Annotated in this window: 11 protein-coding genes; 4 read left to right on the top strand and 7 right to left on the bottom strand. The window is 43.8% G+C overall.

Annotation, left to right across the window (positions count from 1 at the left end; all coding sequences use genetic code 11):
* Positions 1-2: 2 nt before the first annotated feature.
* The 3 genes from ABWY16_RS21515 to ABWY16_RS21505 form a co-directional block, all read right to left on the bottom strand.
* Positions 3-3,155 carry a SusC/RagA family TonB-linked outer membrane protein gene (locus ABWY16_RS21515; protein ID WP_353906728.1) on the bottom strand — a complete coding sequence of 1,051 codons (3,153 nt, stop codon included), beginning with the start codon at positions 3,153-3,155 and terminating at the stop codon, positions 3-5.
* 432 nt (positions 3,156-3,587) lie between these two features.
* The gene (locus tag ABWY16_RS21510; protein WP_353906727.1) at positions 3,588-4,802 is read right to left on the bottom strand and encodes a DUF2252 domain-containing protein; all 1,215 of its coding nucleotides are present in this window, start codon (positions 4,800-4,802) and stop codon (positions 3,588-3,590) included.
* Between the two features lie 178 nt (positions 4,803-4,980).
* Positions 4,981-5,268, bottom strand: a complete 288-nt coding sequence (locus tag ABWY16_RS21505; protein WP_353906726.1) for a hypothetical protein — start codon at positions 5,266-5,268, stop codon at positions 4,981-4,983.
* 310 nt (positions 5,269-5,578) lie between these two features.
* On the opposite strand from ABWY16_RS21505, the gene ABWY16_RS21500 reads away from it, so the two are divergent.
* Both ABWY16_RS21500 and ABWY16_RS21495 read left to right on the top strand, forming a co-directional pair.
* The gene (locus ABWY16_RS21500; RefSeq protein WP_353906725.1) at positions 5,579-5,740 is read left to right on the top strand and encodes a hypothetical protein; all 162 of its coding nucleotides are present in this window, start codon (positions 5,579-5,581) and stop codon (positions 5,738-5,740) included.
* A gap of 12 nt (positions 5,741-5,752) precedes the next feature.
* The gene (locus ABWY16_RS21495; RefSeq protein WP_353906724.1) at positions 5,753-6,379 is read left to right on the top strand and encodes an HAD family hydrolase; all 627 of its coding nucleotides are present in this window, start codon (positions 5,753-5,755) and stop codon (positions 6,377-6,379) included.
* A gap of 11 nt (positions 6,380-6,390) precedes the next feature.
* On the opposite strand, the gene ABWY16_RS21490 is transcribed toward ABWY16_RS21495, so the two are convergent.
* Complete coding sequence (locus tag ABWY16_RS21490) at positions 6,391-7,167, bottom strand: DNA-formamidopyrimidine glycosylase family protein (protein WP_353906723.1); 777 nt, start codon at positions 7,165-7,167, stop codon at positions 6,391-6,393.
* A gap of 240 nt (positions 7,168-7,407) precedes the next feature.
* Between ABWY16_RS21490 and ABWY16_RS21485 the strand changes: the two genes are divergently transcribed.
* Together ABWY16_RS21485 and ABWY16_RS21480 are read left to right on the top strand one after the other, a co-directional pair.
* Entirely contained in the window at positions 7,408-8,070 is a 663-nt protein-coding gene (locus tag ABWY16_RS21485; RefSeq protein WP_353906722.1) for a carbonic anhydrase, read from the top strand.
* Between the two features lie 295 nt (positions 8,071-8,365).
* Positions 8,366-10,186, top strand: a complete 1,821-nt coding sequence (locus tag ABWY16_RS21480; protein WP_353906721.1) for a hypothetical protein — start codon at positions 8,366-8,368, stop codon at positions 10,184-10,186.
* A gap of 11 nt (positions 10,187-10,197) precedes the next feature.
* Here the strand turns inward: ABWY16_RS21480 and ABWY16_RS21475 are convergent, their stop codons facing one another.
* From ABWY16_RS21475 to ABWY16_RS21465, 3 genes are all read right to left on the bottom strand, one after another.
* Positions 10,198-11,268: an oxygenase MpaB family protein gene (locus ABWY16_RS21475; protein WP_353906720.1), complete on the bottom strand. Its 1,071-nt coding sequence runs from the start codon at positions 11,266-11,268 to the stop codon at positions 10,198-10,200.
* A 2-nt stretch (positions 11,269-11,270) separates the two neighbouring features.
* The gene (locus tag ABWY16_RS21470; RefSeq protein ID WP_353906719.1) at positions 11,271-11,792 is read right to left on the bottom strand and encodes a 2'-5' RNA ligase family protein; all 522 of its coding nucleotides are present in this window, start codon (positions 11,790-11,792) and stop codon (positions 11,271-11,273) included.
* Between the two features lie 50 nt (positions 11,793-11,842).
* Positions 11,843-12,960: glycoside hydrolase family 92 protein (locus ABWY16_RS21465; protein WP_353906718.1), on the bottom strand; the 1,118-nt coding region annotated here is incomplete at its 5' end.

Here is a 12,960-nt window from a genome sequence, read left to right as displayed (position 1 = left end):
AATTAGAGGTTAACACTTAATCCCAGCGAAATCGTTCTCAGTATCGGATAGTCGTATGCACTAGAGGTGTACGGATCTTTGTATGGCAGTGGGTTGATGATGGTCCACAGGTTGTTTCCCGTCAGCAAAAGCCGTCCGCCTTCCAGCCCAAGTTTCCTTGCCAGTACCGGTGCTAATTTGTAACTCAGGGTCATTGTATTGATGCGGATCATTGTTCCGTCCACCGCCCAGAAGTCAGAATTCCTTGTCAATGCCGGATCATCAAACCTTGGATATTTGCCCTGCATCGGGTTATCTATTGTCCATCGGTCCTGCCAGATAGTTAACACATTTCTGGTAGCCGAGGGCGCGATCCTGGCCCTGCTGTCGTAGAATATTTTACCACCAAACCGTGCATTTATATTCGTATTGAAAGCAAAGTTTTTGTAACTGAGATTTAGGGAAATCCCGGAGGTAAAGAAAGCATTTGTATTTTTGAACAGCGGCACCATATCGCTGTCACTGATTACCCCATCTTTATTGGTATCCTCGAAATATAACCAGCCCGGTTGCGGCACCCTGTCGTACAATCTGTAATTAGGATATTTTGCCATCCATGAATCTACCTCTGCCTGCGTCCTGAACATGCCGATTGTTTTTAAACCTATGTTACTTGAATTATATACCCTCGGATCTGTTCCGAACTGTACCTGCCAGTCGGGCGCTACGTTGTTGATCAGGTTTCCCGGTGCGTAAAGGATTCTGTCTACTACAGAGTTACCATAACCGAAGTTCATACTGGCACTTAGATTCCAGCTTGCAGCCAGCTTTGCCTTGTATCCGATAGTGAATTCAGATCCCCAGTTGTAGGTTTCCCTGTAATTGACAATCGGCGCGGCAGTACCAAAATACAGTGGATACAAGTTATTTCCCCCCAGGTCAAATGCGTCGTAATTATAGTTTTTAAACACCTCGATCCCGATATCCAGTTTGTTATCAAACATGGATGATTCCAAACCCAGGTTGATGGTCCTTTTCTTTTCCCATGTGATGTCCGGATTGGCCAGCCGCGAACGGTTTAAGCTGTTCTGATTCGAGTTTCCGTAGAGATAGCCGTTGGTTACATCGATCAGGAACCTGTCCTGCCACAGCCTCTGATCAACCCTGTCATCACCAGTAATCCCTACATTCAGCTTCAGTTTCAGAAAATTCACAAAGCGGGTTAACTTTGAGTTTTTAAAGAAGTCTTCCTGACTCACTACCCAGCCAATACCAGCGTTGGGCGAAACTCCCCAGCGGTTCCCTGTAGCGAAGTTGGATGACGCATCCAGTCGGGTAATCACCTCCAGCAGGTATTTCTTATTGTAATCATAGTCAAAGCGCCCGAAAAACGAACGTTTTGATACTGCCGTCCTTGCGAAGTTCTGACGGGTTAAAGTAGTTGCATCAAAAGCCCAGTACTGGTCTACACCCGGGATCAGCTGATTGCTATAGCGCACCGTTGAACTTTGAGAGTTCCCCTCGCTCTGCTCCCCGCCCACCAATAAATTCAGCGCATGTTTGGCAAAAGTTCTGCTGTACTGTAAGGTGATAAATCCCTGATAGCTATTATTTTCGGATACCCCTGGAGTGATAGTTGCAGTAGCTAAGCTGGTTGGTTCAAAGTACGAGGAGGTGGCCGAGGTATTTACTAACTGATCAGTAAACAGCTGCTGGTTATTCCCCCTTCTCACATAGTTATAGAGTTTATATGGCGGGATGTACTGTGTAGCCTTAGAAGAGCCGCTTGCCTGAGAGATCTGTAACTTGGCCGTAAATCCCTTGAAGAACGTAGGTTCATAAGTTAAGCTTCCATTGATCCGATATCCCTTTGTGCTGCTGTTGTTGTAATAGCCCGATTCTGCAACAGCCTTCGGGTTGATCAGGCCGTTATAGTTAACGTAATTGCCATTGATACTAATGGGTACCCAGCGTGGTATACTCACTATCCGCTCAAAGAAATTCGCATCACTTTCCTGAGCATTGTGGTGCTGCTCTCTTGTATTATAGTCTACATTGAAGTTGATATCTGCCTTTAATCCGTTTGATAATGTAGCAGTGACCCCACTTCTAAAGCCATATTTATCAAATTTCATTCCTGCATAGTTGGCATTTTCGCTCTGATAACTTCCTCCTGTAAAGAAAGTTATCCTTTCACTTCCTCCGGAGATGCCCACATTGTGCCTCTGCATGGTTGATGGCTGCCATACCTCGTCATACCAGCTTTTATAGTTGAGTGTTTTGATGTAGTCCAGGTCCTCACGCAGGAAGATATCTGACAAAGGGGCGCTTTGTGTACGGTAGGTATCGTTTAAAAGTAAAGCGTGGTCATACGCAGATAACATCTCCGGTGTTTTTGCCGCATCAGAAATCCCCAGGTACCCATTATAGGTAATACTGGGTTTGCCAAGCTTACCTCTCTTTGTGGTTACCAGAACAACGCCCTTCGCTCCCGAAGCCCCATAGATAGATGCCGATGCATCCTTTAAGAAGGTTAAATTCTCTACCATCGAGGCATCGATATTATCAAATGCATCTCTGGTAACGGTGATACCATCCACTACATACAGCGGTTCTGCTGTACCACCCGGCACCGCTTCGGAGACTACGGAATTTCTGATGTTTAGGGTAATAGGCGCGCCCGGACGACCGGATACCTGACTTACACCTACACCAGCAACCCGGTTTCTCAGGGCGCCTGCTAAATTGGGGGCAGGTACATCCTGTATTTCGCTACCCGTAATAGTGGCAATTGATCCCAGCACCTCACTGCGTTTTTTTGTACCATAGCCTACAACTACAACAGCATCCTCATCCAGCGTCTGGCTGTCTTCAGCAAAGTTTACTGTTATCCTGTTTTTGCCTGCCAGGGGGATGATCTGCCTGATATAGCCTACGTACGAAAACACCAGGGCATCAGTAGCAGGATCTGCAACCAATCCAAATTCACCTTTGTCATTGGTGGTTACGTTATTGCTTTTACCCCGTATCCCAACGGTTACTCCCGGTATGGGCTGCCCGTCTTTTTGATCAACAACCTTACCGGTAATTTGCCGCTGCTGGGCCAGCAAAGACGTACCGGTAACTGTCATGAGTAAAAAAACCCAGGAAAATTTGCGTAAAAATTCTAAGTTCATAAGTTATATATTTGGTTGTTATTGGCAATAAGTATAGGCTACTGGGGGGAATATATAGACGCCTGTTAACCTCAGCTGTCCTTAAATTTATGCCTATCTGAAAGCCATAAATTTCCGGGTGAGATTATATAACGCTACCTCTTGTATACGGATGCATCTTCATGTTAAGCAAATTATATGTGGAGATAATTTGCCGGGTTATATCTGGTTAAGCCTGTGTGACTTACACAAAAGTGTACAATCAGATATACTTTTTAATGATAGTTTTTATCAGCTTACTATATGATATTATCATAATAGCTGCTTAAGGATCAGCCATCATGTCTATTCTATATATGCGCCAGTACAAAATGCAAAAAGCCGGCTCATTACGACCGGCTTTTCAATTATAAAATTTTCAGAACGAAACATCTGTTTCAATTTAGTTTTTAGCTACTGCCCGGGTCCGGTAAAAGCACCAGATTCAAACCCGGATCTGAACAAGCTGTAATCCTTTTTCACTTGCTGCGCATAGTTGTGGGCATAACTGATCACCTGTTCCTGCCAGCCGTTACGCTTGCCAAAAGCAATCAGTTCATCTGCTGTAGCCGATCCCGACCTGCCAGACGACCTGATATGTGAGGCAGCCGTAAGCGCGGCCATATCGTCAATTACCTGATAAATGTCCCTGTAGTTGTCTTGTATCAGATTAAATTTGACCTTATCTTCCGCAGGCTGCATCTCCTTCATCACATATCCTTCTCCCTTAAATGTTGTACTGCTCAACAATGCGCAGGGCATATGCTGCGCAAGTTCCTGCACAAAAACCACACGTTCAGATTCGCTGTCCCAGTTTTTCTGCTTCACAGTAAGATATCCGTCCAGCGCTGAAGGCTGTGATTGCTTCATATCAATGATCAGGTATTTCCCCTTTTTATTGGTATTTTCAAGTAAGAACATATAGCGCTTTGTGCCTACGCTTCCTGTTCCCGCAAGGCGGAAGACCACGTCTTTCACCTTATAATTGTAAGGGCTTTTGGAATGGAAATTAATCCAGTCGTTCAGGTGCTCAAACAGCTCCTGCCTTAATTCGCCCTCAACGGGAAAATGCCGTTCATCAGCAAGGGAAATTACCCGTTTTCTCTTTTTAACTTCTGTCCTCTTTTCCAGCAGGCGCGACTGCTTACGCAGCGTTACGCTGTTCAAAAATGATAAGATAATCCCTTTTGCTACGCGGGGCTCTATCGCCAGGGCTTTCCCACGGATAAGTACACCTGCATAATTCTTTAGAAATACCTGCACCATGTTCATTGCTTTGAGCTCCTCAATCTCCAGAAAATCGAAACAGAGAAAGATGCTTGTCAGCATTCGTGTAAGCTCCCAAATCACAGGCGCCAGTAATGCTTCGTCGAAATCATTGAGATCAAAGTATACCTGTCCGTCATCTGATTTGTAACTGCCAAAGTTTTCTACATGCAGATCCCCGCATATCCAGGATAATGGAGATGAGGGCATTTGTTTCCAGGTATGGAAGTCTTCATAAAACAACTCACAGGTACCCCGAAAAAACCTGAACGCGCTTTCAGACATTGCCTGGTATTTCAGCTGCACCATATCGCCCAGCAGCCCGCTATTCGAGGCAACTATCCTTTTAAAAAGACTATTCATTATTTATCTGTGTTTTTGCTGTTCTCGCGTTCCAGCCACATTAATAGAATGCGACTATTGCCTGTCCAAAAAGGTAATATAACTCGCAATTGTTTTAAATTTAAATGATTTTCCAGGCAGCCCCTGTTATATACTATGATCAACCTGATTGGTCTGGTCATCTCAATCACCTTAATCCCTAAAAAATAATATCAACTATTTGCTCTCCTGATTCATTGAAAATAATCTGTTCATAAACAGGACTGCAGGGCGGAAGTGTCAACATAGCCAGATTTATAGCTGCAATTGCAGGGTCACTATCTATGTAGCAATACATTCGAGCAATGTAGGTAGTAGCTATTTCGGTAGGTGTATATCCCCGCTGTATAATTTTAGACTTTACTTCTGCGCTCATATTTGAAACAATTTCGGCTTTCAGCATAAGACATTTCAGTCGCTCAAATTCCAAATCATTTTGATTTTCCATATACAGTAAATTTTAATAGCGAACAGACATTTACACCATTATGAAAAATTACGTAAACAAATCAATTAAAGTTCTCGCAGAAATGACTTTAACACCTATAAGCGTAAACGATTTTAATCAAAAGATAATCCACTGACCAGTAGCCTAATCACTGAGAGACATAAATAGGATGAAAGCTAAGAATAGATAAGGCAGGTCAAATTCAAACAATAATAAAAGTTGACAATATAATTTAAACAATCCTGATTATTATAGGTTCTAGCACCAACCATGGGCGATGCACTCATGGCTGTAATTTAACTCAGTTATTATGAACGAAGATTTATTTTTAAAAGGCCAGCGTGTGATCACACCGGATGGCAAAGGAGAAGTAGTAGATGCAATTGGAAACTCCATCAGTGTAAAGCTGGACAGCGGGGATACGAAAAAGTTTGGATCCGAGGATCTGCAGGATGACAACAGCGCAGGATAATCATTGATCAGTATGAAGAAAGCATTATTTTTTGATCTGGATGATACGATTTACCCTACCGTGTCTGTTGTTGATGATATGTACAAAGAGCTGTTCCACCTGCTAAAACCGCGTGTAAGTGAGGATGTATTCCAGGCAATACGTACGGATATTCTATCTACGCCTTTTCACACAGTGGCTGACCGGTATGCCCTGAAAAAGGATGTAAAGGAGGAAGGTTTGAGGATTTCACTGGACATGACTTATGGCGGTTCCATGGAAACATTTAACGACTATGAGCTGACACGTGGTATAAAAATGGACAAATTTCTGATTACCGCAGGTTATGTTAAACTTCAGCAAAGTAAGATCAGGCAGTTACAGATCCAGGACGATTTCAGGGAAATCTTTATCCCGGATCCATACAGGTCTGTACTCACCAAAGGAGACATTTTTAAGCAGATCATGTTAAAATATGAGTATGCTCCTTCAGATGTTCTGGTGATCGGAGACAATCCAGAATCCGAAATTTTGTTTGCCCGGGAGCTCGGTATTGAAACTTACCTGTACGACTACGAAGGCAAGTACTCTCCTGCCCTGGCAGATTATTATGGAACCAGTTACGAAGGTTTCACAGATATAGCGGCTTTACAACACTGATGAACATTGCATCAGTTGTAAAGCTCCTGTTCTTCCGTGTAATAGCTGGTTCTGCCACCAATCTTTTCTGATTTGACGGCTGCGCCTCCGGGGCTTTTTTCAATCCTGGACCCATGTATCTTCATCACATCGCGCAGTTCTCCATGCAGTTCATCCCCATTCTCCTTTGCGATTTCCTCAATCGCTTTTTTCAGGACCTTATCCATCGAGCTGAAAAGCTTTTTCACCGCTTTTTCCGGAATCGCATTGGCAATCGAAAAAGGTGAAATCCGGGCATGCCACAAAATTTCATCAGCATACGAATTCCCTATTCCGCGCATTTTCTTCTGATCCATCAGCACTTCCTTTACCATTTTCCTGGATTTAGATAGGGTTGCAGTCAGATCTTCCAGCGTAATTTCCAGGGCATCAGGTGATTTTGCCTCTTCAGGATTTAATGTGGGCGTCGCTTGTCTGAGCAAATCCACCACGGCAAACCCTTCTCCCCCGCTAAACATAAATCCCAGGATCTCATATTTGGGATCTGGATTTTCCTTATTCAAAAGCACAAGCTCTCCGCGAAGCATCAGATGGATCTGCAGGACAATATCACCCGCAAACTCAAAATGCAGGCTCTTCCCATATCTGGATACAGCAGTCAGCTTTTTCCCAAGCAGTGCTGATTCCAGTTCCTTAACTGAAACATTGAGTTTCTTTGACACCTTAACATCCAGGTCTTTTAAAGTTTTTCCTTTAAAACGCCTGGATAGTATTTCCGCATATACGGTCAGATCAGGTAGTTCGGCCATAAATCAAAATTTAATATTTGCCGTTTAAGCAGACAAACAAGCCATTAACACATAACTTACAGATAAGTTTGCCCCCCGGCACTCCCGTAACATTGTATCGCAGCTATTTAGCATGGTTACCGGACGTTTGAAAATCCTGTCCAGAAATTTTATACGTAATTTTTGGTTTTACCAAACAAACAATTCACTTTTACAGCTGTTTTACAATAATTGTTATAATTACGAACATTACACTACAACATGGATATTAAGAAGATATTTGAAAATAATGAAAGTTGGGTTCAAAAGAAGTTGAGCGTTCAGTCTGATTACTTTAGCAACATGTCTAAAGGACAAAAACCCGACATCCTGTATATCGGTTGCTCCGATAGCCGTGTATCCGCAGAAGAGCTGATGGGCGTTGCCCCTGGTGAGGCTTTCATACACAGAAATATTGCCAATATGGTTCCTAACACTGATTTAAGTGTGATGTCAGTAATCAACTACGCTGTAATGCACCTTAATGTAAATCATATTGTTGTGTGTGGCCACTACTACTGCGGTGGTGTTCAGGCTGCCATGAAATCCGGAGATTTGGGTATTTTAAATCCATGGCTGAGAAATATCCGCGATGTATACAGAACTCACAAAGATGAACTCGGCGCCATCGAAGATGAAGACCAGCGGTATAAAAGACTGGTTGAGTTAAACGTTGAGGAGCAGTGCATCAATGTTATAAAAACCGCAGAAGTACAGAGAGCGCAGCGCGAACGTAACCTGACTGTACATGGCTGGGTATTTGATATCCATACCGGAAAGCTGATAGATCTCAATATTGACTTTGTCAAAGTATTGGAAAACATCATGGAAATTTATCGTCTTGATGCGAATGACGAAGAAAAAAATGAGGCTAAGAAAGCATAAGGCTTTCGCAATAAACCATTTTTAAACAATCCTGTCCATAATAAAGAATAACATGGCCTGTATCTGGTTTAGTCCGGGTACAGGCCTTGTTATTTGGCATGTACCAATAGGTTATTTTTTAGCTGTAAATAAAACTCAGGACCCGGGAAACAAAACTAAACCTATATATGTATTATTGATTATTTTATCTACATTACATCACAGCTCGAAAGTCGCTATTCCGGAGATCTTTAGTTCATCCAGGGCATTGTTTCATTAGAGTTGTAGCTAACGCCTCACCTCTGTTAATGCCAGTATGAACATCATTCAAGTTAATGAACGGTCTAAAAGTTATTTCCTTATTGGTTTTTTTCTCGTAATGGTTGCGGGGATCACCCTGGTGATCCAGTCCCTCACTTTATATTTGAACGCAAAGGCTGGCTGGTGGCAATTCCCACTTGCGCTCCTTTTTACACTGGCCCTGCAGGTATTCGCCGTGTCTAAATCGCCATGGCAATTGCAGGCTAAGCCATGGAAAATAGCCTTCACCATAGCACTGCCACTGGTATTAACCGGAATTTCTCTCTTGATTGCAGGGTTTTTCTTTGATGTATCAGACGACGGACAGGAATATCACCAGGAAACTATCATACAGCTGGCGCAGGGATGGAACCCTTATCATACAGTACTGGGAGAAAACAAAATTACTTTCCTCAAAGATGTGAAGGATGGCTGGGACCCTTACAAAATGGGCATCGATTACAGGGACATCTACTTTGTATGGATCAACCACTATGCAAAAGGTACGGAATTAATCCAGGCAGCCATATACGCCACAACCGGGTACATTGAAACAGGGAAAGCCCTTAACATTATGCTTATGCTCGGCGGCCTGTTTCTCAGTTTGTCTGCTTTACTGCCATTACTTTCATCCGTAAAAGCATGGACTATCAGTTTATTACTGATGTGTAACCCCATATCAATTTCGCAAATGCTCACTTTTTGTGTAGATGGCGCACTGGCGTCATTGCTGCTTCTGCTTGTAATCTCCATCCGTAATGCACTCAGAGTGAAACACATGCTGTCTTATGCTCTGGTTTTAATGGTAATTATCCTGATCTTCGGCGTAAAGTTTAGCGGTGTTGTTTATGCAGTGATAACCATCATTATGATTGTTTGCTGGCTATTTCTAAAGGGCGAACTGCTCAAGCATAAAAGCTTAATTTTCACCATGCTCCTGGCATCCGTACTGGGAATACTTGCAGGCTTCAATCCTTATATTACCAATACTTTGAAACACGGACATCCATTTTATCCTCTGATGGGAAAGACTAAGGTGGATATAGTGACCCTGAACTCCCCTCCTGGTTTCAGTCAGCAGTCCATGCCCCGCAAATTATTTGTTTCCCTGTTTTCACATACTGATAACATCTCGGTTAGCGGAACACCGGCCGACTACCCTCAACTTAAATTGCCCCTTACACTAAAGATGGTCGACCTAAAATCCTTCTGGAGGCCGGATGTTCGGGTAGCAGGTTTTGGTCCCTGGTTTAGTGGGATTATCATCATTGCACTGGTAATGCTCGCTATATTCATTGCCCGCGGCTACAGGGACAGGAGATTTAAAGATGCTATATTTATCTTAGGGACCTTGCTGTTGACGGTTGCTATAATGCCCGAATCCTGGTGGGCAAGGTACATTCCACAGTTATGGTATATACCAATATTCCTCCTGGTAGCATTTGAACTGATCCTGCCTGCCCAGCGGAAATGGCTCAAAAATTCCCTGTACTTCGCACTAATTGTTAATGTAAGCTTTTCCTCTATAGTCATCATTCAGAATGCGATAATCAGCACGCAGATCAAATATCAGCTGGCTGTGTTAGAGGCTTCAAAAGAGCGCATACTCATAGATTTTCACGATTCTCCCCCACTCCGAGCCCGTCTCAGGGAACATGGCATTCCTTACAATGAAGTTGCTATTAAAACAACAAACGGGGCTACTGAAATTTTCAAACGTTCCAGCAGCGAATACTATATTCCGAAGCATGTCAGCACTGTCCAACCTCCATTGCTGCTCAGATTGTTAACCAGACTTCACGTTAAGCTAAATCCAATAGGTGGCCTTGGAAATTAAACAGAATTTTATCAGGCCTGAACGTCTTTATGGCGCAGACTCTGCCATTTAAATCGGGCATAGGCCTGATTGTAGACCACTCTGCTGTCCCCCTCAGGTTTAAAATCCTTTAAAAGGTTCATCGTTTTTATGATGGTCAGTTTGTAAGCAGGCAGGTCCGGCGCTTTTATAGCCAGCATATCTGCTATTTCGCGGCCCAGAAGGTAACGCATTAAGCCCAATATCTCATCAGCCGATGCCTTGCTGTTATTTATTTTCAATATGTGCTTCGTTAAAGAACTGGTCAGTTCCTGCCCATGACCTGAGAGCTGAAACTGACGTTCTTTGATGACTGCATCCAGCTGCATTGCCTGCCTGGAAGTTTCTGGAATCAGCTCCTGATCCAGTCCTGTTAAATACCCAACAACAGCCCAGATATGCATATAAGCAGCCTGATCAGCCTGACTCACATTGTAGCCCAGCATCCGCAGCCCGCGTATCACAATCAATGAAAAAGAAAGGTTCGTGCCCGCCATATCCTCCTGATTTACCGGAATGCCCCATTGTTCATTCCATTTGCCGGTTTGATACGTATAATACCGAACGGCGGCATGCATAATCCGTACTTTCAATATTTCATCACAGGCATTACCATTGTCTCCAAACCCGTCGGGGTTCATCACTTCCCAGACAAATGAAGCGGTGTCATTAAGTCTTTTTGAAGTTTGCTTGCGGATCAGTTCTGACAAATATAAAACCATTGCTCCATTGGCGGCAGTGTAGCAATAAGGCAGTGATAACAGTCCGAGCAAACTCATGATCATCTCCGAGTGACGGGCAAAAAATGCAGTACCTGCTTTCATCAGGCGGCGGTCTGCCCATTCAGGTAAACGATCAGCTTGAGCTATAAAGCTGAAACCCGGAAATAAACTTTTCAAAGTCATCAAATGTTCAGGACCACACTTCCCGCCCATCCACTGCTGCAGCTGCTTTTTTGTAGTTGCATCAGCAAAAACATGGCTGATAAAATCATCCGCCTGCCTGTCCCCTTTTAACCTCTTGAGATCAAGCAGCTCATTGTTATAGAATTGACCTTCAACCATTATTATTCAGCCGCTTTAAAATAGAATGTATTTTCATGGCGCCATGGCCCGCCGAGGTACGACCACAAATCCAAACCTGTTGCCTTTATTGTAAACTCCCCGAAATCAGCAGCAAGATCAGCCAGTAACGCGAGGGCCTCCTGCGGAGTAGTTTTGTTCATAATCGTAATGTGAGGGCGGTATCCCTGCCGGTCCTGCGGTATCAGCTGCCCGGAAAACTCAGCAGCAATGGTCTTCCGTAAGGCCAGTAATTCCGGACTTTCAATACGGTAGGCTACACCCGCACCAAGGTTTCTGAGGCCAGTTACCTTCAGCTCAAATTCCGGCACAGCCAGGTTTTTCATAAAGTCGACCTTTTCATGCCCATCAGGTAATTGGTGAAACAAAGTGAGATGTGCTTCAAGGTAATTACGTTCAGCCGGAAAATAAAGTTTTCGCTGCTGATCAAAAAATGCCTGGCTATCCTGATCAAGGCGTAGTGTTAAAATTAAAGGGTAACGGTCTTCATGCTGCTCTTTCTCCATTGAGCAACAACAACTGCTGCTGCCAAAAGTTTAAGCAATAATACCCTGCTTTATCTTGTAACAACCTCTACCCTGCCACCTTCTTTAAAAAGATCATGCGATACGAAGTATCCCTTATTCAGTTTACCATTCACTTTTATAGCTGTAATCCCCCTGCCCTTTCCGGGTTTGCTCAGCGTCAAAGTACGGCCGGTATTGGTTTTCCATTTCACTTCATCAAATAATGGCGCTGTTACCAGATACTCAGGATCAGTGGCAGAGAAAGTATACAAGCCAGTTGAGCTTAGCACATACCAGGCAGACATTTCTCCTGCATCATCCATCCCCGCAAGTGCCAGTCCCTTATCTCCTATTCCGTAAAGATTGTTCAGGATATTGTCCAGCACCTTCTGTGTTTTCTCCGGCTTGCCTATAAAAGTATAAGCAAAGGGAGCCTCATGATCTGGCTGGTTGCCGTGGCAATACTGGCCGATAAAGGTCTCCACATTTCTGGCGATATGTTTCGGGTTCCAGGGCAGCGTAAAAAGCGAATCCAGTTTGGATTCAAAACCAGCAGGGCCCCCATACAACGCAATCAGGCCTTTCATGTCATGTGGGGCAAAAAAGGAAACCTGCCAGGCATTTGCTTCCCTGTACATATACTCGTAATAGGGCTGGGTCGGATCAAAAGGCTTGATCCACTCTCCGTTTGGCAATCGCCCGCGCATAAACCTGGTAGAGGGATCAAACATGTTTTTGTAATTCTGAGACCGGGCCATAAGTATGCTGTAATTGGCTGTATCTCCCAGTTTTTTGGCCATCTGTGCCAGTGAGTAGTCATCATAAGCATACTCCAGCGTTTTGGAAACACCGGCACTGGCCTTCGTTTCTACCTCAGGATGGGCAATATCAGGATCAGAGATATAGCCTTTTTTGATATACTCTTCCAGGTGGGGCCTTGCTCCCGGAGAAACATTGGCGTTCCTGAGCAGGATCGCGTAAGTACCCTTCACATCAAAGTTATCTATACCGCGAAGGTAAGCGCCTGCAATCGATGAAGTACCGTGGTCACCATGAAAAAATGTAGGGATGAAACCTGTTTTATCGCCCACATCCTTCATCGACTTGATTACATCCAGTGCCACCTTAGGCGAGACCAATCCTAAAAGTACATCCTTATTTCGGTAGG

Source organism: Pedobacter sp., assembly GCF_040513095.1.
In the GTDB taxonomy this organism is placed as follows: Bacteria; Bacteroidota; Bacteroidia; order Sphingobacteriales; family Sphingobacteriaceae; genus Pedobacter.
This window is presented reverse-complemented; position numbering and strand designations above follow the sequence as displayed.

Excerpts from the sequence above, each read along its gene's own strand:
- ABWY16_RS21495 (WP_353906724.1), top strand. The coding sequence starts at position 5,753 with ATGAAGAAAGCATTATTTTTTGATCTGGATGATACGATTTACCCTACC.
- ABWY16_RS21475 (WP_353906720.1), bottom strand. The coding sequence starts at position 11,268 with ATGGTTGAAGGTCAATTCTATAACAATGAGCTGCTTGATCTCAAGAGG.
- ABWY16_RS21505 (WP_353906726.1), bottom strand. The coding sequence starts at position 5,268 with ATGGAAAATCAAAATGATTTGGAATTTGAGCGACTGAAATGTCTTATG.
- ABWY16_RS21510 (WP_353906727.1), bottom strand. The coding sequence starts at position 4,802 with ATGAATAGTCTTTTTAAAAGGATAGTTGCCTCGAATAGCGGGCTGCTG.
- ABWY16_RS21500 (WP_353906725.1), top strand. The coding sequence starts at position 5,579 with ATGAACGAAGATTTATTTTTAAAAGGCCAGCGTGTGATCACACCGGAT.
- ABWY16_RS21470 (WP_353906719.1), bottom strand. The coding sequence starts at position 11,792 with ATGGAGAAAGAGCAGCATGAAGACCGTTACCCTTTAATTTTAACACTA.
- ABWY16_RS21515 (WP_353906728.1), bottom strand. The coding sequence starts at position 3,155 with ATGAACTTAGAATTTTTACGCAAATTTTCCTGGGTTTTTTTACTCATG.
- ABWY16_RS21485 (WP_353906722.1), top strand. The coding sequence starts at position 7,408 with ATGGATATTAAGAAGATATTTGAAAATAATGAAAGTTGGGTTCAAAAG.
- ABWY16_RS21490 (WP_353906723.1), bottom strand. The coding sequence starts at position 7,167 with ATGGCCGAACTACCTGATCTGACCGTATATGCGGAAATACTATCCAGG.
- ABWY16_RS21480 (WP_353906721.1), top strand. The coding sequence starts at position 8,366 with ATGAACATCATTCAAGTTAATGAACGGTCTAAAAGTTATTTCCTTATT.